Annotated in this window: 21 protein-coding genes; 5 read left to right on the top strand and 16 right to left on the bottom strand. The window is 72.8% G+C overall.

All coding sequences use genetic code 11. The annotated features are described in order from the left end of the window. Window positions 1-86: 86 nt before the first annotated feature. The 10 genes from ACFWI4_RS36250 to ACFWI4_RS36205 all read right to left on the bottom strand — a co-directional run bounded on the left by ACFWI4_RS36250 (window position 87) and on the right by ACFWI4_RS36205 (window position 11964). Window positions 87-608, bottom strand: coding sequence for a hypothetical protein (locus ACFWI4_RS36250; protein WP_387205285.1), 522 nt, complete (start codon window positions 606-608; stop codon window positions 87-89). A 99-nt stretch (window positions 609-707) separates the two neighbouring features. Next, window positions 708-2222, bottom strand: coding sequence for an Asp-tRNA(Asn)/Glu-tRNA(Gln) amidotransferase subunit GatB (gatB, locus tag ACFWI4_RS36245; RefSeq protein WP_385400180.1), 1515 nt, complete (start codon window positions 2220-2222; stop codon window positions 708-710). A gap of 16 nt (window positions 2223-2238) precedes the next feature. After that, window positions 2239-2469, bottom strand: coding sequence for a hypothetical protein (locus ACFWI4_RS36240; protein ID WP_385400359.1), 231 nt, complete (start codon window positions 2467-2469; stop codon window positions 2239-2241). An 8-nt stretch (window positions 2470-2477) separates the two neighbouring features. Continuing rightward, a complete protein-coding gene (gatA, locus tag ACFWI4_RS36235; protein WP_385400183.1) occupies window positions 2478-3983 on the bottom strand; it encodes an Asp-tRNA(Asn)/Glu-tRNA(Gln) amidotransferase subunit GatA in 1506 nt (501 codons plus the stop codon). A gap of 5 nt (window positions 3984-3988) precedes the next feature. Continuing rightward, window positions 3989-4285 (bottom strand): Asp-tRNA(Asn)/Glu-tRNA(Gln) amidotransferase subunit GatC, encoded by a 297-nt coding sequence (gatC, locus tag ACFWI4_RS36230; RefSeq protein ID WP_037622623.1) that lies wholly within the window; start codon window positions 4283-4285, stop codon window positions 3989-3991. A gap of 649 nt (window positions 4286-4934) precedes the next feature. Continuing rightward, the gene (locus tag ACFWI4_RS36225; protein ID WP_387205283.1) at window positions 4935-7172 is read right to left on the bottom strand and encodes a putative bifunctional diguanylate cyclase/phosphodiesterase; all 2238 of its coding nucleotides are present in this window, start codon (window positions 7170-7172) and stop codon (window positions 4935-4937) included. Between the two features lie 261 nt (window positions 7173-7433). Further along, window positions 7434-9629: an NAD-dependent DNA ligase LigA gene (gene ligA, locus ACFWI4_RS36220; protein ID WP_387205281.1), complete on the bottom strand. Its 2196-nt coding sequence runs from the start codon at window positions 9627-9629 to the stop codon at window positions 7434-7436. Between the two features lie 15 nt (window positions 9630-9644). Then, window positions 9645-10652, bottom strand: coding sequence for a methionine synthase (locus ACFWI4_RS36215; RefSeq protein WP_387205279.1), 1008 nt, complete (start codon window positions 10650-10652; stop codon window positions 9645-9647). 30 nt (window positions 10653-10682) lie between these two features. Beyond that, a complete protein-coding gene (locus tag ACFWI4_RS36210; protein WP_387205277.1) occupies window positions 10683-11381 on the bottom strand; it encodes an SDR family oxidoreductase in 699 nt (232 codons plus the stop codon). Window positions 11382-11424: 43 nt separating this feature from the next. Then, window positions 11425-11964, bottom strand: a complete 540-nt coding sequence (locus ACFWI4_RS36205) for a TIGR00730 family Rossman fold protein (protein WP_387205275.1) — start codon at window positions 11962-11964, stop codon at window positions 11425-11427. A gap of 50 nt (window positions 11965-12014) precedes the next feature. Between ACFWI4_RS36205 and ACFWI4_RS36200 the strand changes: the two genes are divergently transcribed. Together ACFWI4_RS36200 and ACFWI4_RS36195 are read left to right on the top strand one after the other, a co-directional pair. Beyond that, complete coding sequence (locus tag ACFWI4_RS36200; protein WP_387205273.1) at window positions 12015-12338, top strand: DUF427 domain-containing protein; 324 nt, start codon at window positions 12015-12017, stop codon at window positions 12336-12338. A gap of 64 nt (window positions 12339-12402) precedes the next feature. Next, window positions 12403-13188, top strand: coding sequence for an alpha/beta fold hydrolase (locus ACFWI4_RS36195; RefSeq protein ID WP_387205271.1), 786 nt, complete (start codon window positions 12403-12405; stop codon window positions 13186-13188). 37 nt (window positions 13189-13225) lie between these two features. On the opposite strand, the gene mnmA is transcribed toward ACFWI4_RS36195, so the two are convergent. Beyond that, window positions 13226-14347, bottom strand: coding sequence for a tRNA 2-thiouridine(34) synthase MnmA (gene mnmA, locus ACFWI4_RS36190; RefSeq protein ID WP_387205269.1), 1122 nt, complete (start codon window positions 14345-14347; stop codon window positions 13226-13228). A 60-nt stretch (window positions 14348-14407) separates the two neighbouring features. Here mnmA and ACFWI4_RS36185 point away from each other — a divergent pair, with 60 nt between their 5' ends. After that, entirely contained in the window at window positions 14408-15112 is a 705-nt protein-coding gene (locus ACFWI4_RS36185; protein WP_385400209.1) for an N-acetylmuramoyl-L-alanine amidase, read from the top strand. Between the two features lie 72 nt (window positions 15113-15184). On the opposite strand, the gene ACFWI4_RS36180 is transcribed toward ACFWI4_RS36185, so the two are convergent. The 3 genes from ACFWI4_RS36180 to ACFWI4_RS36170 form a co-directional block, all read right to left on the bottom strand. Further along, entirely contained in the window at window positions 15185-16354 is a 1170-nt protein-coding gene (locus tag ACFWI4_RS36180; protein WP_387205267.1) for a cysteine desulfurase family protein, read from the bottom strand. Between the two features lie 96 nt (window positions 16355-16450). Next, the gene (locus ACFWI4_RS36175) at window positions 16451-16663 is read right to left on the bottom strand and encodes a DUF4190 domain-containing protein (RefSeq protein ID WP_385400362.1); all 213 of its coding nucleotides are present in this window, start codon (window positions 16661-16663) and stop codon (window positions 16451-16453) included. A gap of 275 nt (window positions 16664-16938) precedes the next feature. Further along, the gene (locus tag ACFWI4_RS36170) at window positions 16939-17106 is read right to left on the bottom strand and encodes a hypothetical protein (RefSeq protein WP_339131743.1); all 168 of its coding nucleotides are present in this window, start codon (window positions 17104-17106) and stop codon (window positions 16939-16941) included. 185 nt (window positions 17107-17291) lie between these two features. On the opposite strand from ACFWI4_RS36170, the gene ACFWI4_RS36165 reads away from it, so the two are divergent. Beyond that, entirely contained in the window at window positions 17292-17918 is a 627-nt protein-coding gene (locus ACFWI4_RS36165) for a TetR family transcriptional regulator (RefSeq protein ID WP_387205265.1), read from the top strand. A 140-nt stretch (window positions 17919-18058) separates the two neighbouring features. Here the strand turns inward: ACFWI4_RS36165 and ACFWI4_RS36160 are convergent, their stop codons facing one another. Together ACFWI4_RS36160 and ACFWI4_RS36155 are read right to left on the bottom strand one after the other, a co-directional pair. Continuing rightward, on the bottom strand, window positions 18059-18412 hold the full coding sequence (locus ACFWI4_RS36160) for a hypothetical protein (RefSeq protein ID WP_387205263.1): 354 nt from the start codon (window positions 18410-18412) through the stop codon (window positions 18059-18061). A 135-nt stretch (window positions 18413-18547) separates the two neighbouring features. Then, window positions 18548-19510 carry a helix-turn-helix transcriptional regulator gene (locus tag ACFWI4_RS36155; RefSeq protein ID WP_387205261.1) on the bottom strand — a complete coding sequence of 321 codons (963 nt, stop codon included), beginning with the start codon at window positions 19508-19510 and terminating at the stop codon, window positions 18548-18550. A 103-nt stretch (window positions 19511-19613) separates the two neighbouring features. Here ACFWI4_RS36155 and ACFWI4_RS36150 point away from each other — a divergent pair, with 103 nt between their 5' ends. Continuing rightward, window positions 19614-20204, top strand: a complete 591-nt coding sequence (locus tag ACFWI4_RS36150) for a TIGR03086 family metal-binding protein (RefSeq protein ID WP_387205259.1) — start codon at window positions 19614-19616, stop codon at window positions 20202-20204. Window positions 20205-20267 lie beyond the last annotated feature (63 nt).

Below are 20267 nucleotides of genomic sequence, written 5' to 3'. Positions count from 1 at the left end.
TTTGTCGCATTCGTGGCCTTACTCACAGGACTGCGACCGAGGTCACAGTGGGTTCGCGTGGCCCCTGTCACCCCTTCGGCCCCACCTCAGTCCAGCTGGTCACCCACGGCCATGACCATCACACCGGCGATCATCAGCCACAGCGCCCGCCGGGTACGGCCCCTGGCCCCGAGTGCCGACGCTCCGGCGCACAGGACGGCGCCCGAGGCGTAGGACAGGGGTATCAGCGCGGTTCCGGACACGGAGGTGCGCAGCACCGAGGCGGCGAGTCCGGCGAGGGTCAGCAGCGCGCCCGTCCCGACGGCGGTCCAGCGCGCCCGGCGCGCCTCCGGATCCTGATCGTCGTCGTCCGGGTCCTCGGCGTCCGGGTCCTGGTCGCCCGTTCCCTCGTCGTCCGAGGCGTCCGAGGTGTCCGAGTCGCCCGAGGCGTCCGAGTCGTCGGTGTCGGGGGCCGTGGCCCGATCCGCCGGGCTCGGGTCCCCGGCCCCGGAATCGGCCGGGTCCGGCGTTCCGGCGTCGGGGTCCGCCGGGTCCCGGACCTCGCTGTCGCGGGTCTCACGGTCCGGCGTCGTACGGTCGTGCGTCTCGGAGTCGGTGCTTCCACTCATGCCGCGGGAGCGTATCGCGTTGACCTGAGCACGCCGACACAGACCCCGGGGGGCGCACCGCTCGCGGCGCACCCCCCGGGGTGTGGGAAAACTCGGACCTCAGCCCTCGGAGACGCCCAGCTTCTCCAGGATGAGCTCCTTGACGCGGGCCGCGTCGGCCTGGCCACGGGTGGCCTTCATGACCGCGCCGACGAGCGCGCCGACGGCCTGGACCTTGCCGCCGCGGATCTTGTCGGCGATGCCGGCGTTCCCCGCGATGGCCTCGTCGACGGCGGCGGTGAGCGCGCCCTCGTCCGAGACGACCTTCAGACCGCGCTTGTCGACGACCTCGTCCGGGGTGCCCTCGCCGGCGAGGACGCCCTCGATGACCTGACGGGCCAGCTTGTCGTTCAGGTCACCGGCGGTGACCAGCTCGGACACCCGGGCGACCTGGGCCGGGGTGATCGGCAGGTCCTCCAGGGCCTTGCCCGACTCGTTGGCGCTGCGGGCCAGCTCGCCCATCCACCACTTGCGGGCGGAGGCCGAGTCGGCACCGGCCTCGATCGTCGCGACGATCGAGTCGATCGCGCCGGCGTTGAGCATCGACTGCATGTCGTGGGCGTTGACGTCCCACTCCTCGCGCAGCCGGTTGCGGCGGGCCAGCGGCTGCTCGGGCAGTCCGGCGCGCAGCTCCTCGACCCACTCGCGGGACGGGGCGACGGGCACCAGGTCGGGCTCCGGGAAGTACCGGTAGTCCTCCGCCTCCTCCTTCACGCGGCCCGAGGTCGTCGACCCGGTGTCCTCGTGGAAGTGGCGGGTCTCCTGGATGATCGTGCCGCCGGAGTTCAGCACCGCGGCGTGGCGCATGATCTCGAAGCGGGCGGCACGCTCGACGGAACGCAGCGAGTTGACGTTCTTCGTCTCGGAGCGCGTACCGAACTTCTCCCGCCCGTGCGGGCGCAGCGAGAGGTTCACGTCGCAGCGCATCTGGCCCTGCTCCATACGGGCCTCGGAGACACCGAGCGCCTTGATGAGCTCGCGCAGTTCGGCGACGTACGCCTTGGCGACCTCGGGGGCCCGCTCGCCCGCGCCCTCGATCGGCTTGGTGACGATCTCGATGAGCGGGATGCCCGCGCGGTTGTAGTCGAGCAGGGAGTGCGAGGCGCCGTGGATGCGGCCGGTGGCACCGCCGACGTGCAGCGACTTGCCGGTGTCCTCCTCCATGTGGGCGCGCTCGATCTGCACGCGGAAGACCTCGCCGTCCTCAAGCTGGACGTCCAGATAGCCGTTGAAGGCGATCGGCTCGTCGTACTGGGAGGTCTGGAAGTTCTTCGGCATGTCCGGATAGAAGTAGTTCTTCCGGGCGAAGCGGCACCACTCGGCGATCTCGCAGTGCAGCGCGAGGCCGATCTTGATGGCGGACTCGACGCCGGTCGCGTTGACGACCGGGAGGGCGCCGGGCATGCCGAGGCAGGTCGGGCAGGTCTGCGAGTTGGGCTCGGCGCCCAGCTCGGTCGAACAGCCGCAGAACATCTTCGTCGCGGTGCCGAGTTCGACGTGGACCTCGAGGCCCATGACGGGGTCGTACGACGCCAGCGCGTCCTCGTACGAGACCAGGTCGGTCGTGGTGGTCACGGTGAAAACTTCCCTCTCAGCCCATCAGGACGTCGTCGTCGCCCAGGCGCTTGAGCTCCCGGTAGAGGATGGCGAGGCCTGTGACGATGGCGGCGGCGGACACGGCCGCGTCGATGAGGCGCAGCGTGTCGTGTTCTTTGCGGGCCTTCTTGACCTGCTTGGCGACACCGAAGGCGCCGAAGGCCGTGCCGGCGATGGACAGATACGTGCCCGACTTCGACTTCTTGAAGCCCTTGGCCTTGGACATTGCCTTGCTCACAGCGACGGAGCCTCCTCAAGCAGCGGGTGCCCCCACTTTTCCACGAAGGCGGCCTCGACGGCGGCTCCGACCTTGTACAGACGGTCGTCCTTCAGCGCCGGGGCGATGATCTGGAGTCCGACCGGGAGGTTGTCCTCCGGGGCGAGACCGCAGGGCAGCGACATGGCGGAGTTGCCGGCCAGGTTGGTCGGGATGGTGCACAGGTCCGCGAGGTACATCGCCATCGGGTCGTCGGCGCGCTCGCCGATCGGGAAGGCGGTGGTGGGCGTGGTCGGGGAGACGATCACGTCGACCTGCTCGAACGCCTTGTCGAAGTCGCGCGAGATGAGCGTACGGACCTTCTGGGCGCTGCCGTAGTACGCGTCGTAGTAGCCGGAGCTGAGCGCGTACGTGCCGAGCATGACGCGGCGCTTGACCTCGGGGCCGAAGCCGGCCTCACGGGTGAGGGCGGTGACGTCCTCGGCGGAGCGCGTGCCGTCGTCGCCCGTCCGCAGGCCGTAGCGCAGGCCGTCGAAGCGGGCGAGGTTGGAGGAGCACTCGGACGGGGCGATCAGGTAGTACGCGGAGAGCGCCAGGTCGAAGGACGGGCAGTCCAGCTCGACGATCTCGGCGCCCAGTTCCTTCAGCAGTTCGACGGACTCGTCGAAGCGCTGGATGACACCGGCCTGGTAGCCCTCGCCGCGGAACTGCTTGACGACACCGACGCGCATCCCCGCGACGCTGCCGTTGCGGGCGGCCTCGACGACCGGCGGGACCGGGGCGTCGATGGAGGTGGAGTCGAGCGGGTCGTGCCCGGCGATGACCTCGTGCAGGAGGGCGGCGTCGAGGACCGTACGGGCGCAGGGGCCGCCCTGGTCGAGGGAGCTGGAGAACGCCACCATGCCGTAGCGGGAGACCGCGCCGTACGTCGGCTTGACGCCGACCGTGCCGGTGACGGCGGCCGGCTGGCGGATGGAGCCGCCGGTGTCGGTGCCGATGGCGAGGGGCGCCTGGTACGAGGCGAGGGCCGCGGAGGAGCCGCCGCCGGAGCCGCCGGGGATCCGGGTGAGGTCCCAGGGGTTGCCGGTCGGGCCGTACGCGCTGTTCTCGGTGGAGGACCCCATGGCGAACTCGTCCATGTTGGTCTTGCCGAGGATGACGACGTCGGCGGCCTTGAGCCGCTTGGTGAGGGTCGCGTCGTACGGCGGGATCCAGCCTTCGAGGATCTTCGAGCCGACGGTGGTCGGGATGCCCTCGGTGGTGAAGATGTCCTTGAGCGCGAGGGGCACGCCGGCGAGCGGGCCGAGCTTCTCGCCGGCCTCCCGCTTGGCGTCCACGGCGCGTGCCTGGGCGAGGGCGCCCTCGCGGTCGACGTGCAGGAAGGCGTGCACCTTCTCGTCGACGGCCTCGATCCGCGCGAGGTGGGCCTCGGTGACCTCGACCGCGGTCAGCTCGCCCGCGGCGATCTTCGCCGCGGTCTCGGCGGCGGTGAGCTTGATGATGTTGACGTTGGTGTCCGTCATGGTGATTAGTCCTCCCCCAGGATCTGCGGCACCTTGAAACGCTGCTGCTCCTGGGCCGGGGCGCCGGAGAGCGCCTGCTCGGGGGTGAGCGACGGACGGACCTCGTCCACGCGCATGACGTTCGTCAGCGGCAGCGGATGAGAGGTCGGCGGTACGTCTTGGTCGGCGACCTCGCTGACGCGGGCGACCGCGCCGATGATGTCGTCCAGCTGGCCTGCGAAGTGGTCGAGCTCTTCGCCCTTCAGCTCCAGACGCGCCAGCCGTGCGAGGTGGGCGACCTCCTCGCGCGTGATGCCAGGCATGCAGCGATCCTCTGGGGTGAGTGCGGTGTGTTTTGGCCCAATCCTATGGGGCCCGGCCCCATGCCCGCGCCCGGGTTTGCCCCCGCCCACCGCCGACCCGCCCAAACCGACCCGAGGCACCGCCGGTCGCCCCGGCCTCCGGCCGGAAGTCTCCCACCCACGCACCACCCATGACCGCCAACAACCAGCCGAACTCTCCCCCGGGGCCCCACCACCATCGGCGACCACCGGACCCGTGACACGACCCCACCCACCACCGACCCCGAGACGCCCGAACGGACGACGCCGACGGGCGAGAGACACCCGGCCGCAGGCCGGAAAAACCGGTCACCGCCGACGGCGAGACGGCCGGACGGGCGAGGCCAACTTCTCGGCGGACGGCGAACGGGCGGTGCGCGGGCGGGAGACACCCGGCCGCAGGCCGGAAAAACCGGTCGCCGCCGACGGCGGGACGGCCGGACGGGCGAGGCCGACTTCTCGGCGGACGGTGAACGGGTGGTGCGTGGGTGGGAGACGGACGGCCGCAGGCCGGAAAGACCGGTCGCCGCCGACGGCGGGACGGCCGGATGGGGGAGGTCAACTTCTCGGCGGACGGTGAACGGGTGGTGCGTGGGTGGGAGACGGGCGGCCGCAGGCCGGGTAGGCGGGGTTACTCTGCGGCCGGGAGCGCGGCGCGTGGGCGCTGCCAGCCGCGGGCCCCCCGCGCGAGCAGCCACGCCGTGGCCTCCTCCGGCGGCATCGCCGCGGCGACCAGCCACCCCTGCACGGCGTCACAGCCGAGATCCCGCAGCCGCTCCCACGTCTCGTCGTCCTCGACACCCTCCGCCACGACGAGAAGCCCCAGCGAATGGGCGAGATCGAGGGTGCACCGCACGATCTCGGCGTCCTCGGCGTCCACGGCGAGCCGTGCGACGAACGACCGGTCGATCTTCAGTTCGCTGACCGGGAGCCGGCGCAGATGGACGAGGGAGGAGTACCCGGTGCCGAAGTCGTCCAGCGACATCTTCACGCCGTGCCCGGTGAGCGCCGCGAGGGTGTCGGCGGCCCGCTGCGGGTCCTCCAGGAGCACGTGCTCCGTTATCTCCAGTTGGAGCGCTCCCGCGGGAACCCCGTGCCGGGCGAGACGCGCGGCGACGGCACCGGCGAACCCGGGCGTGTGGACGTCACGCGGCGACACGTTCACCGCGACCGGCACGTACAGCCCCTGCGCACGCCAGCGCGCGACCTGTCCGAGGGCCGTCTCCAGGACGTACTCGGTCAGGTGGGGCATCAGCCCGGACGACTCGGCGATGGCGATGAACTCGTCCGGCGGGACCTTGCCGCGCTCCGGGTGCACCCAGCGCACCAGGGCCTCAAGACCGGCCACCTGCCCGTCGAAGCGGACCTTGGGCTGGTAGTGGAGTTCGACGTCACCGGTGTCCAGGGCGCGGCGCAGATCGCCGAGCAGACCCAGCCGGTCGGGAGTGTTGGAGTCCCGCTTGGACTCGTACACCTCGACGCCCGTACGGTCCCGCTTCGCCTGGTACATCGCGATGTCGGCGAGACGCAGCAGCCCCTCCGCGTCGAGCGCGTGATCGGGGAAGACGGCGAGCCCGGCGCTGGCCTCCAGGACGAGGGTGAGTCCGTCCAGGTCGAGCGGCGAGCCGAGGGTGGCGACCAGATTGCGGGCGACCCGGGTGGCCGAAGTGGTGGAGTCGACGACCGGCAGTAACACGGCGAACTCGTCACCTCCGAGCCGCGCGGCCTCCGCCCCGCGCGGCAGCGCCAGCCGCAGCCGCTCGGCTATCTGGAGGAGCAGCCGGTCACCGGCGAGGTGCCCCAGCGTGTCGTTGACCGAACGGAAGCGGTCCAGGTCGATGAGCATCAGGGCGGAGCGGGCGCCGATGCGCTCGGCGTCGTCCAGCGCGGTCCAGGTGCGCTCCAGCAGCCACTGACGGTTCGGCAGTCCGGTCAGGGGGTCGCGCAGTTGTTCCTCGGCCCGCGCGCGGGCTATCCACAGGGTGGAGTCGAGGGCGATCAGCGGGATCGAGAACAGCGGCAGCAGCATCGGCTGGGCCATCGCGACGACGCACACGAGCGGGGCGATGCCGAGCAGTGCGACGGCGACGAGACCGTGCCTGACCAGGGCCGTACGGGCGACGGTCGGCAGGCCGCCGCCGGGGGTGTTGATGTACCACAGCAGGACGCGGGTGACGGCGAGATAGGCGCCGGCGACCAGCACCAGCTGGGGAGCGGCGTAGAGCGTCCAGGTGGCGGGGGCCCAGGGTGCCTCGACGCTCGGGAACCGTCCGAACGAGGCGAGGACCAGGGCTCCGGCGCCGATGCCGAGGATGTCGACGGCGCCGTGCAGGACGCCCTGGCGCCAGCGGTCCCGGCGGGCCGTGCCCACCAGGACCACGACGGTGAGGCTGACCATTCCGGCCGGGACCCAGCCGTACAGCAGCAGGACCGCGAGGGTCAGCGCGGCGCCGGAACCGGTGCCGCCCCACCAGCGGGCCCGGCCGAGCGCGACCAGGTGACCGACGATGACCCCGGTCAGCAGGGCCAGCGCCCAGCCGACGGTGCCGCACGGGAAGAGCGCGTGATGTCCGCTGAACGCGCGGTAGAAGCCCGCGCCCAGGACGAACGCGGCGGTGGCCACGACCGCCGACGGCAGCGTGGGCCAGGACAGATGTCGTTCGGGGTCCTGGCCCGGCAGGCCGGTGCCGCGTTCGGCGGTCAGGGCGCCGGCGCCGGGGCCGCCGGGAGGGGTGGGCGGGGCGCCGCCGGGCCCGCTGCGGGCACGACGTTCCGAAGGCCGTCCCGTCCGCAGGCCGGTCAGCCACGCGCCGGTCGTCCGGCGCAGGCGCAGCCGTGGGTCGGGAGCGGCGCTCTCGGTCGGTTCCATTCCCGTCCCTCTCACTGCCGGCGGTGCCCACGCGACACGATCCGTTGCCGACGACAACTGCCAACGGTGCCGCGTCGGAAAACCCTTTCCCCCGGCTCGCGCGGAGCGGAGGATGCGCCGACCGCGGCCGGGCACGGCGGGCGCACACGTCAACAGTAGGCCGCGGAAGGCTTCCACGGGCAGCGGTCGTCGACGGTTGCCCGAATGCGACCTGGTCACCCGAATGTCGCCGATTTGCGCCGAACGGGTGGACTTCGGCCCCTATTCCTCGATCGGAAGCGCGACTTCCGCCGCCGCGTCCGGCCCCTGCCCCAACAGGACGGCGAAGCCCTCCTCGTTCAGGACCGGAACCTTCAACTGCATCGCCTTGTCATACTTCGATCCGGGATTGTCGCCCACCACAACGAAAGATGTCTTCTTCGAAACAGAACCGGTGACCTTTGCTCCGCGGCTCTGGAGTTCCTCCTTCGCCCCGTCCCGTGTGTGGTGTTCGAGCGTGCCCGTGACGACGACGGTGAGCCCTTCGAGCGGACGGGGTCCCGCGTCCTCGCCCGCGCCCTCGTCCTCCATGCGGACACCGGCCGCCTTCCACTTGCGGATGATCTCGCGGTGCCAGTCCTCGGCGAACCATTCCTTGACCGAGGCCGCGATGATCCCGCCGACCCCGTCGACCGCGGCGAGTTCCTCCTCGGTGGCCTGCTCGATGCGGTCGATGGAACGGAACTCGCGGGCCAGCGCCTCGGCGGCCACGGGGCCCACGTGCCGGATGGAGAGCCCGTTGACGAACCGGGCGAGCGGACGGGTCCGCGCCTCGGCGATCCTCTCCAGCAGGGCAAGCGTGTTCTTCTTCGGCTCGCCCTGCTGGTTGGCGAAGACCGTGACGACCTTCTCCTCACCGGTCTTCGGATCCAGCTTGGGCAGACCGCTGTCCGGGTCGAGGACGTACGCCCTGATCGGGAGCAGCTGCTCGACGGTGAGGTCGAAGAGGTCTCCCTCGTCGACGAGCGGCGGGGCCACGGGCTCCAGGGGCCGGGTCAGCGCCGCGGCGGCCACGTCGCCGAAGTGATCGATGTCCAGGCACTGCCTGCCCGCGAGGTAGGCGACGCGCTCTCTCAACTGGGCCGGGCAGGAACGGCCGTTGGGACAGCGCAGATCGATGTCGCCCTCCTTCATGGCGCGCAGCGGCGTACCGCACTCGGGGCAGTCGGCCGGCATCACGAACTCCCGCTCGCTGCCGTCGCGCAGGTCGGCCACCGGTCCGAGGATCTCGGGGATGACGTCGCCGGCCTTGCGCAGCACCACCGTGTCGCCGATGAGGACGCCCTTGGCCTTCACCACCTCCTGGTTGTGCAGGGTGGCGAACTCGACCTCGGAGCCCGCGACCGTCACCGGCTCGACCTGCGCGTACGGGGTGACCCGGCCCGTACGGCCCACGCCCACGCGGATGTTGACCAGCTTGGTGTTGACCTCCTCGGGCGCGTACTTCCAGGCGATCGCCCAGCGGGGTGCGCGCGCGGTGGAGCCGAGCCGGCCCTGGAGGGGGATCTCGTCGAGCTTGACGACCACCCCGTCGATCTCGTGCTCCACGGAGTGCCGGTTCTCGCCGTAGAACGCGATGAACTCCCGTACGCCGTCGAGGTCGTCGACCACCTTGGCGTACCGGGTGGTCGGCAGTCCCCAGGAGTGCAGCAGGCCGTAGGCCTCGGAGAGCCGGCCCAGGCCCTCGAATCCCTCCAGGGCGCCGATGCCGTGGACGACCATGTGGAGCGGGCGGGTCGCGGTGACGCGGGGGTCCTTCTGCCGCAGTGAACCGGCCGCCGCGTTGCGGGGGTTGGCGAAGGGCTTGTCGCCCGCCGCCACGAGACGGGCGTTGAGCTCCTCGAACCGCTCCATCGGCAGGTAGACCTCGCCGCGGATCTCCACGAGAGCGGGGACGTGGTCGCCGGTCAGCCGGTCCGGGATCTCCGCGATCGTACGGACGTTGGGCGTGATGTCGTCGCCGGTGCGGCCGTCGCCGCGGGTGGCCGCCCGGGTGAGACGGCCGTGCTCGTACGTCAGGTTGACGGCGAGTCCGTCGACCTTCAGCTCGCACAGGAAGTGGTGCTCGGAGGTGCCCACGTCCCTGGCCACGCGCTCGGCCCACGCGGCCAGTTCGAGGTCGGTGAAGGCGTTGTCGAGCGACAGCATGCGCTGCCGGTGCTGCACGGAGGCGAAGTCCGTGGCGTACGAACCCGCGACCTTCTGGGTCGGCGAGTCCGGCGTCCGCAGCTCGGAGAACTCCTCCTCCAGCGCCTCCAGGGAACGCAGCAGGGTGTCGAACTCCGCGTCGCTGACGACCGGAGCGTCGTTCACGTAGTAACGGAAGCGGTGCTCCTCGACCTCTTCGGCGAGCCGCGCGTGCCGCTCCCGTGCCTCGGCGGGTACCGATGTGGGCTCTGCGTGCTCTTCGCCGGCCACCGTTGTGTCCTCCCGTTACTCTGGGTTGTCCGCGAGGGATCTCGCCGCCCGGACGCAGTGGGCCAGCGCCCTGCGCGCGAAGTCGGGGGAGGCCCCCGCGAGTCCGCACGACGGGGTGAGCGTGACCGCCTCCGCGAGCAGACCCGGCCGCAGCCCCAGCCTGCGCCACAGCGTCCTGACACCCATGACGCTACCGGCAGGGTCGGACAATGGGACGTCCGTGCCGGGGACGACACCGGCGAACAGCCGGGTACCGCCCTCGACCGCCTCCCCGATCGCCTCGTCGTCACGCTCGGTGAGGAGGGAGAAGTCGAACGACACCGCCGCCGCGCCCGCCCGGCGCAGCAGGGCGAAGGGCACGTCGGGGGCGCAGCTGTGGACGACGACCGGACCGCCCCCGTTCACGCCGATGACGTCCCGGAGGGTGGCCTCGGCGATCTGGCGGTCCACCGCGCGGTGGGTGCGGTAGCCGCTGGCGGTGGGCACGGCGCCGCGGAGCACGGCGACCAGGGAGGGCTCGTCGAGCTGAAGGACGACCCTGGCGCCGGGGATCCGCCGGCGCACCTCGTCGAGGTGGAGGCGCAGGCCCTCGGCGAGCGATCCGGCGAGGTCGCGGCAGGCTCCGGGGTCGGAGAGGGCGGACTCGCCGTTCCTCAGCTCCAGCGCGGCGGCCAGCGTCCAGGGGCCGACGGCCTGCACCTTGAGCGGCCCCTCGTACCCCTGGGTGAACTCCTCCAGGGCGTCGAGGTCCTCCCCCAGCCACGACCGGGCCCGCTTGGTGTCCCGGCCCGGCCGGTCCCCGAAGCGCCAGCCGCTGGGCTCCACGCGCGCGTACAGCTCGACGAGCATCCCCGCGGTCCGGCCGATCATGTCCGCCCCGGGCCCGCGCGCGGGCAGTTCGGGGAGGAAGGGGAAGTCCTCGAAGGAGCCCGTGACGGTCTTGGCGGCCTCCCGCGCGTCACCGCCCGGCATGGACCCGACCCCGGTGGCGGCACCGAACCTGAACTCGCTGTTTTCGCTCACCCCGGAAGCCTACGGAATCGCGCGGGCCGGTCAGCCTCCCGGGCGCACCGTCAGATCGTTGACCTCGGCGTCGCGGGGCAGGTCGAGCGCCATCAGGATCGTCGTGGCCACCGACTCGGGGTCGATCCACCGCGAGGCGTCGTACTCCTTGCCCTCCTGCTGGTGGACCTTGGCCTGCATGGGGCTCGCGGTGCGGCCCGGGTAGACCGAGGTCACCCGGACCCCGGCCGGGTGCTCCTCGTGGCGCAGGGAGTCCGCGAGGGCCTTCAGCCCGTGCTTGGAGGCGGCGTAGGCGGACCAGTCGGCGTGGGCGCTCAGACCGGCACCGGAGTTGACGAAGATCACGTGCCCCTGGGAGACGCGCAGCTGGGGCAGGAAGTGGCGGGTCAGCTCGGCGGGGGCGATCAGGTTGACGTTGAGCTGGTGGCGCCAGGACTTCGGGGTGAGTTCGCCGACCGGGCCGAGGTCGACCACGCCCGCGATGTGCAGCAGGGAGTCGACCCGGCCGGGGAGCGTCTGGTGCGAGAACGCCCAGGAGAGCTTGTCGGGGTCCGCCAGGTCGCCGACGAGGGTCTTCGCCCCGGGGAAGGCGGCGGCCAGTTCCTTGGCGCGGCCGGCGTCGCGCGCGTGGAGCACGAGTTCGTCCCCGCGCGCGTGCAGACGGCGGGCGACGGCCGCGCCGATGCCGGAACCGGCCCCGGTGATCACATGTGTAGCCATGGACGCCATGCTCGCATCACCGGCGGCCGGCCACCGAACGGGTGCCGGTGCCTCAGACGGTGCCGAGGCGCTCCTCCAGGTGGGCCAGCGCCCCCACCGGCTCCTCGGCGAAGAACACCAGGTCGGTGAGCGGGACCGGCAGGAAGCCCTCGGCGTCCATCCGCAGGAACTGCTCCCTGAGCCCGTCGTAGAAGCCGGCCGTGTTGAGCAGGACCACCGGCTTGTCGGTCTTCCCGTGCTTCTTCAGCTCCAGGATCTCGGTCGCCTCGTCGAGGGTGCCGGTGCCGCCGACCATGACGACCACCGCGTCGGCCTTCGCCAGGAGCAGCGCCTTGCGCTCGGCCAGGTCCCGGGCGACGACCATCTCGTCGGCGCCGGGGCGCGCCTTGGCGGCGAGGAACTCCACGGAGACGCCCACCAGCCGTCCGCCCGCCTCCTGCACGCCGTCGGCCACGACCTTCATCAGCCCGGAGTCGGAGCCGCCCCACACGAGGGTGTGGCCGCCCTTGCCCAGGAGTTCGGCGAACTCCCGCGCGGGGCGTGTGTAGCGGTCGTCGAGGTCGGCGGCGGAGAGGAAGACACAGATGTTCATGGCTTCACCGTACGCGGGAACGAATCGGGGCCCGCGAGCGCTTTCCGTACATGGCTGAAGGACACACGATCACCATCGAACAGGGCACCCGGAACGTACGCGTCGTGCACGGCGGCCAGGTCCTGGCGGAGAGCGACCGCCCCCTGGTGCTGCGCGAGACGGGCTGTCCGGTGCGCTACTACCTCCCGCCCGAGGACGTCCGGCTGGATCTGCTGACGCCCTCCGACACCCACACGTACTGCCCGTTCAAGGGCACCGCGTCCTACTGGTCGCGCCCCGGCGCCGCCGACCTGGTGTGGGCCTATCCCGATCCCGAGCCCGAGGTCGCAGAGATCAGGGACCACCTCTGCTTCTACGAGGCGGACGTGTCCTGAGTTCCGGCCGCGCGCGGGCGTGGTGCCGCGATGAGTTCCCGCCGGCCCGGCAGTCTCTTCGGACATGGACAAGAAGACGATCTCGCGCGACGGGACCCCGATCGCGTACGAACGGCACGGTGACGGCCCCGCGGTCGTCCTGGTCGGCGGCGCCATGTGCACGGGCGCCACGCTCGCGCCGCTCGCGGAGGCCCTCTCGGACCGCTTCGGCGCCGTCACCTACGACCGGCGGGGCCGCGGCGGCAGCGGCGACACCGCGCCCTTCGCGGTGGCCAGGGAGGTCGAGGACATCGCGGCGCTGATCGAGGTCTGCGGGGGCGAAGCGGCGCTGTACGGCATCTCCTCGGGCGGGGCGCTGGCCCTGGAGGCGGCGGCGAGCGGGCTGCCCGTCCGCGAAGTGGCGGTCTACGAGACGCCGTTCGCGGTCGACGAGGCGGCGGGCAGACAGCGGACCGAGTACACCCGGCGGCTGACCGAGCTGCTCGGGCAGGACCGGCGGGGCGACGCGGTCGAACTGTTCCTGACCCTCGTGGGCACGCCCCCGGAGATGATCGCCGGGGTACGGATGTCGCACGCCTGGCCCGGGATGGAGGCCCTCGCGCCGACCCTGGCGTACGACGACGCGGCGATGGGCGGGAACCGGGTGCCCCGGGAGCGACTGGCACTGCTCTCCGTGCCGCTGCTGTCGGTCGCCGGTGACGCGAGCCCCGCGTGGATGCGCGAGGCGGCCAGGACCGTCGCGGAGGCGGCGCCCGAGGGGTCGTACCGCACGCTGGAGGGGCAGACGCACATGGTCGATCCCCAGGTGCTCGCCCCGGTCCTGGCGGAGTTCTTCGGCACGGAGGCCTAGGCCGGCCCCGCCGGTCCGGCCCGGGGCGGGTCCGGCTCTAGACGTCCGCCGTCGCGCGCGTGGTCGTCGCGATCGTCGCCGAGCCGACCACGCGGGTGCCGTCGTACAGGACGATCGCCTGGCCGGGGGCGACGCCGCGGACCGGCTCGGTGAAGGTGACCCGCAGCTCGCCGTCCACCAGCTCGGCGTCCGCCTCGGTCTCGCCGCCGTGGGCGCGGAGCTGGGCGGTGTAGGTGCCGGGGCCGGTGGGGGCCGCGCCGCACCAGCGCGGCTTGATCGCGGTCAGCGCGGACACGTCCAGGGAGGCGGCCGGGCCGACCGTGACCGTGTTGTTCACGGGCGAGATGTCGAGGACGTAGCGGGGCTTGCCGTCGGCGGCGGGGGTGCCGATGCGCAGTCCCTTGCGCTGGCCGATCGTGAAGCCGTACGCACCCTCGTGGGTGCCGATCGTGGCGCCGCTCTCGTCGACGATGTCGCCCTCGGCCTTGCCGAGCCGGCCCGCGAGGAAGCCCTGGGTGTCGCCGTCGGCGATGAAGCAGATGTCGTGCGAGTCCGGCTTCTTGGCGACGGCCAGGCCCCGCCGCTCGGCCTCGGCGCGGATCTCGTCCTTGGTGGTGACCGTGTCGCCGAGCGGGAACAGCGCGTGGGCGAGCTGGCGGTCGTCCAGGACACCGAGGACGTACGACTGGTCCTTGGCCATGTCGGAGGCGCGGTGCAGCTCGCGCGTGCCGTCCTCGCGGACGATCACCTGGGCGTAGTGGCCGGTGCAGACCGCGTCGAAGCCGAGCGCGAGCGCCTTGTCCAGGAGGGCCGCGAACTTGATCTTCTCGTTGCAGCGCAGGCACGGGTTCGGGGTGCGCCCGGCCTCGTACTCGGCGATGAAGTCCTCGACGACGTCCTCGCGGAAGCGCTCGGCGAGGTCCCAGACGTAGAACGGGATGCCGATGACGTCGGCGGCCCGGCGGGCGTCGCGCGAGTCCTCGATGGTGCAGCAGCCGCGCGCGCCGGTCCGGAACGACTGCGGGTTCGCGGAGAGGGCGAGGTGCACGCCCGTCACGTCGTGCCCGGCCTCGGCGGCACGGGCGGCGGCTACGGCGGAGTCCACGCCGCCGGACATGGCGGCGAGGACGCGGAGGGGGCGCTGCGAGGTGTCAGTCATAACCCCTCCAGGGTACGGGGCCGCGGGAACCGGGACCCGCGAGTATCCGTTGAAGATCGCATGGGGGCGAAAAAGGGGAAGCCGGGACCGTCACGGAGCGGTGGGGCCGGGGCGGGCGGCAAGGACGCGGACCGGCCGGTGGGACGCCGGGTGCTGCTGGTCGGCGGGCTGGCGGCCGCCGTGAGCGCGGCGGGGCTCGCCCGGCGGGAGCTGTCGCGCCTGTGGTGGCGGCTGCCCGGCGTGGAGAAGGCGCGCGTCGCGGGGGCGGTGGACTTCCGGGGCGCGCAGTGGGTGGCGGCCTCGGCGGCGAACTGGCGGCGGGCCGACCGTCCCGACGACTACGTGATCGACCGCGTCGTCGTCCATGTCACCCAGGGCGGTTTCGCGAGCGCGGTGCGGGCGTTCCAGGATCCCCGGCACGGGGCGGCCGCCCACTACGTCGTGCGCAGGGACGGTCATGTCACCCAGATGATCCGCGAGCTGGACGTGGCCTTCCATGCGGGCAACCGCTCGTACAACGAACGCAGCGTCGGCATCGAGCACGAGGGCTTCGTCGACCGCCCCTCGTCGTTCACGGACGCGATGTACGAGGCCTCGGCGCGGCTGACGGCCGGGATATGCGGCCGGTACGGCATCCCCGTGGACCGCGCGCACATCATCGGGCACGTCGAGGTGCCGGGCACGGACCACACGGACCCCGGACGGTACTGGGACTGGGACCGGTACATACGGCTGGTGCGGCGGGCCCGGTCCACGGCGGCCTGACGAGGACCGCCCTCGACCCGAACCCGCCTGCTCCGGCCCCGCCTGTTCCGGCCCCACGGCCCGAACCTGCGGTCAGGTGAGGCCCGCCATGCGGGCGCGTTCCACCGCCGGGCCGATCGCGCGGGCCACCGCGGCGACGTCGGCGCGGGTGGAGGTGTGGCCGAGGGAGAAGCGCAGGGTGCCCCGGGCGAGGTCCGGGTCGGTGCCTGTGGCGAGGAGGACATGGCTCGGCTGGGCCACGCCCGCGGTGCAGGCCGAGCCGGTGGAGCACTCGATGCCCTGCGCGTCGAGCAGCAGGAGCAGCGAGTCGCCCTCGCAGCCGGGGAACGTGAAGTGCGCGTTGGCCGGCAGCCGGCCCCCCGGTGCCGGGTCGCCGCCGAGGATCGCGTCGGGCACGGCCTTGACGACGGCGTCGGCGAGGTCGTCGCGCAGGGCGCCGATCTCGGTGGCGAACCACTCCCGGCGTTCGGCGGCCAGCCGCCCGGCGACGGCGAAGGACGCGACGGCGGGCACGTCGAGCGTGCCGGAGCGGACGTGGCGCTCCTGGCCGCCCCCGTGGAGCACGGGCACCGGGCTGTACTCGCGGCCCAGCAGGAGCGCGCCGATGCCGTAGGGGCCGCCGATCTTGTGGCCGGACACCGTCATCGCGGCGAGGCCCGAGGCCGCGAAGTCGACGGGGACCTGCCCGAAGGCCTGGACCGCGTCGGCGTGCAGCGGAACCCCGAACTCGGCTGCCACGTCCGCCAGTTCACGGACCGGCATCAGGGTGCCGATCTCGTTGTTGGCCCACATGACGGTGGCGAGGGCGACGTCGTCGGGGTTGCGGGCGATGGCCTCGCGCAGGGCGCCGGGGTGGACCCGCCCGTAGGCGTCGACGGGCAGGTACTCGACGGTGGCGCCCTCGTGCTCGCCGAGCCAGTGGACGGCGTCGAGGACGGCGTGGTGCTCGACGGGGCTCGCCAGCACGCGGGTACGGGCCGGGTCGGCGTCTCTGCGGGACCAGTACAGGCCCTTCACGGCGAGGTTGTCCGCCTCGGTGCCGCCGGAGGTGAAGACCACCTCGCTGGGCCGGGCCCCGAGGGCGTCCGCCAGGGTCTCGCGGGCCTCCTCGACCGCGCGCCGCGCGGTGCGGCCGGCGGCGTGGAGGGAGGAGGCGTTGCCCGTGACGCTCAGCCGGGCGGTCAGGGCCTCTACTGCCTCGGGAAGCATGGGCGTGGTCGCGGCGTGGTCGAGGTAAGCCATGGTGGGCTCGATTCTACGGGCCCTCTCCCCCTCGTCCCCGGCCCCCCGCGGCAGAACGGCCGGTCCTCGTCGGGAGCCCTGGCCGGCGCCGCCCTCTCAGAAGCTCCAGGACACCGTGTTGTCGATCTGCATGAAGGCGACCAGGACGGCCAGGTCGGCGATTCCGAGGCCGAGGCCGAGGAGGGCGCGGCCCCGGCGGGCCGTTCCGCGCCACAGGGCGACGGAGGCGAGGGCGATGGCGACGGGGCCCAGGAAGACGTTCAGCACGAGCAGGCCGAGCAGGCCGAGGACGAAGGAGGCGACGGCCATGCCGTCCGCGTCCTTCACGCCGGTCCGGCGCGCGGCGGGCGCGGCCTCGGCGGCGCGGGACGCCTGCGTGGCGCGGAGCGCGTCGGTGGCGCGGGACACGTCGATCGTGCGGCTCGCGGCGGGGATGCCGGTGGTGCGGGTCGTCCCGGTGGTGCGCGCGGTGAGTTCCATGAGGTGGTTCAGCTCCCAACGGTCGGTCGGTGCGGGGATGGACCAACGGTCAGCCGGTGCGGGGTGGGACCGACGGCCGGTCGGCAAAGGTGCGGTACCAGCGGTCAGTTGGCGGAGGAGTGGCGCCGGCGGGCCCCGCGCTCACGCAGCGCGAAGACGATCAGCCAGACGCCGATGACGGCCGCGGCGGCGAGGCTGACGGTCAGCGGCGCGTGCGCCACGGAACCCATCACAACGCCGAGCAGCAGGAGTGCGGCGACGAGGAACAGCATGAGATGCCTCTCGAAGAAGTCTCGAAGTCCGGTCCTGGAACCTCCGGGACCTCAACGGTGAGGGCCCGATGTTTCCGGGACTTGACGACTCAGTGAACGGTTGTAGTAACACTTGTTCACTGACTCTTGAGTCTAGCGCGCTCCACGGCTTTAAAATTCCAGAGAACAGTTGTTAACTGCATGGCATGAGTCACACTCTCGGCATCCGCCAGGCGCAGAAGCAGAAGACCCGGCAGGCGCTGCTGGACGCGGCGTTGGGGCTTCTGGAGGACCAGAGCCTGAGCAGCCTGGGGCTGCGCGAGGTCACCCGCGCCGTCGGAGTCGCCCCGACCGCCTTCTACCGCCACTTCCGCTCGACGGCGGATCTCGGCGCGGCGCTGGTCGAGGAGGCGCTCGGCAGCCTGCACCCGATGATCGAGGACATCGTGTCCACGGCCGGCGACAGTGACGAACGCATCGGCCGTGCCGTGGAGTTGATCGCCCACCACGTCGCGGCCCACCCGGCGCACGTCCGCTTCATCGCGCGTGAGCGGCACGGCGGGGTCCAGCCGGTGCGGGACGCGATCCGCGAGCAGCTGGCCCGGTTCGCCGAGGAGGTCCGCGACGCGCTGGCCGACCACCCCGAGTCGGAGGGATGGAGCGAGGACGATCTCCTGATGCTGGCCGGGCTGTACGTCGACCACATGCTGATGGCCGCCTCGGCGTTCCTGGAGGCGCTGGACGGCTCCGAGGCGGACCGCGAGCGGGTGGCCGGGGTCGCGAGCCGGCAGATGCGGCTGATCAGCATCGGCCGCCACCACTGGCTCGGCTGACCGCCCGCAGGAAGGGGCACCGCCTCCGGCTCGGCCCCGGCCGCCCGGTGGGCACCTGCGAGGACCGGGCCGACCGCCCCGACTCGCGCGGCCACCCACCGCGAACCCGCCCCCCGTAGGGCTGCGGAGGCGGGGCCGTGTCAGCCCTGTTGCGCCGGTCCGCCCTGGCCCGCCTGGCCCCCGCAGCCGCCCCGGCCGCCGCCCTGCCCGCCGCCGGGACCGCCGCTGGGCATGCCGGAGGGGAAACCGCTCGGCATCCCCGAGGGGAAACCGCTCGGCATGCCCGACGGGGTGCCGGAGAACGAGGGCATGCCCGACGGGGCGCCGCTCGGACGGCCGGAGGCGCCGCCCGGCATCCCGGAGGGGCGCGTGCAGTTCCCCCCGCCGGAGGTCGTGCCGTCCGAGGAGGACGCGTCACCGGAGCCGCAGGCCGCCACCAGGGGCGAGAGCGCGAGGAGGGCGACGAGGGGAACGAGTCGTGCACGACGGTTCATGGGGCAACTCCCGGTCAGGTCACATGGGTCGGGCCGCGAAGGCCGGACGAGCGGGAGCCAGAGCACCAGATCCAGGTAGGGCCACGCTGTGCCGCGGCTGTGCCTTCCTGTGCGGCACGGTCCCGGCGCCGGTCCTCAACCCCCCTCGTACACCGCGCTGATGGCCGCGGCCGTCGCCGCGAGCTCCTGCCGGGCCTCCGCCGGCGCGAGGACCTCCAGCGCGTCCCCGAAGGCCAGCAGCGTGCGGCTCTCGCGCACCGAGCCGAGGGAGAGGCGCGCGGTCACCCACGCGCCGTCGCCGTCGTCCTCGGGCAGCTCCACGAGGGAGGCCGCGTGCAGGCGTACGAACATGTCGAGGCGGGAACGCCGTACCCGAACCGTGACGTCGACGCCCCCCGGCCGCTCCTCGACCTGGCGCCGCAGCACCTCCCAGGCGTCGGCGAGTTCGACCCCGGGACGGCGCCGGACCGGGTCGGGCAGCAGGTCCGCCGAACGGACCCGGTCGGCGCGGAACAGCCGTGGTGCGCCCCGCCGGTCGGCGACCAGGTACCAGACACCGGCCTTGGAGACGAGGCCGTAGGGGTCGACGGTGTACGTGCGCGGTTCGGCGTCGCCGCCGTGGCGGTAGCGCAGCCGCAGCCGGCGATCGGAGAAGACGGCGTCCTGCAGCGCCTCCAGGTCCACGGCCCGCCGGGGACCGCCCTTCCAGCGGGTGGCGTCGACGAGGACGCGCCGGCCGGTGGCCTCGGCGGCGGGCCTGAAGGGCGCGGGCAGGGCCGCCATCACCTTGCGCAGCGCCGAGGCGAGCGCCGCGTCCAGGCCGAGGGCGGCGTGGGCGCCCTGCGCGGCCAGGACGAACAGCGAGCGGGACTCGTCCGCGGTCAGTCCCGTGACGTCCGTACGGAATCCGGCGAGCAGCTCGATCCCGCCGTGCCGGCCGCGTTCGGCGTAGACCGGGACGCCGGAGGCGGACAGTGCCTCGACATCGCGGTAGATGGTGCGCACCGACACCTCCAGCCGGTCGGCGAGTTCGTGCGCCGGGACCCGGCCGCGGGTCTGGAGCAGCAGCAGGATCGAGAGCAGGCGGTCGGACTTCACGCGCCCAGGATCGCGCCCTCGGGAGGGCCTCCGCAAATGCTGACGGAAACTGTCAGGTTATGCGTCGAGGGTGGGGGCACACCGAGACACGGAAGAGGTAGTCATGAACGCCATGGACCCCCGTCCCCTGTACGCCCGCGCCGCCGCCCAGATCGCCTCGCTCGTCGCGACCGTCCGGCCGGAGCAGCTGGACGGCCCCACCCCGTGCGCCGAGTTCGACGTACGGCTGCTGCTGTCGCACATGGTCGGCGGGACCCGGCGGATCGCCGTGATCGGGGCGGGCGGCGACGGGCTCGCGGTGCGGCCGTTCGCCGACGGCGTGCCGGACGACGGCTGGGAGGCCGCCTACGACGCGGTCAGGACGCAGGTCCGGGAGAGCTGGGCGGACGACGCCCGGCTGGACGCGCCGGTGACGGTGCCCTGGGGCGAGGCGACCGGGCGTATCGCGCTGGCCGGGTACGTCATGGAGGCGGTCACGCACACCTGGGACCTCTGGGAGGCGCTCGGCCGGCCGCTCGGACTCGACCCGGAACTGGCCGAGTTCGCGCTCATGATCGCCGAGAGGGTGCTGCCCGACGAGGGACGCGAGGACCCCGAGCTGCCGTTCGGCGCGGTGGCGCCGGTCGCCGAGGGCGCCGACGCCTACGGACGGCTGGCGGCCTGGACGGGCCGCCGCCCGCTGGTGACCGCCTGACCCCCTCGAAGCCCGCCCCGGCCCTGCCCGCAGGGCCGGGGCGGACGGGCCTGTGGGCAGGGC

It is taken from the genome of Streptomyces sp. NPDC127038 (assembly GCF_042725875.1).
Classification (GTDB): Bacteria; Actinomycetota; Actinomycetes; order Streptomycetales; family Streptomycetaceae; genus Streptomyces.
The sequence above is the reverse complement of the archived record's forward strand: the minus strand, read 5'-3'. Positions and strand labels throughout refer to the sequence as shown.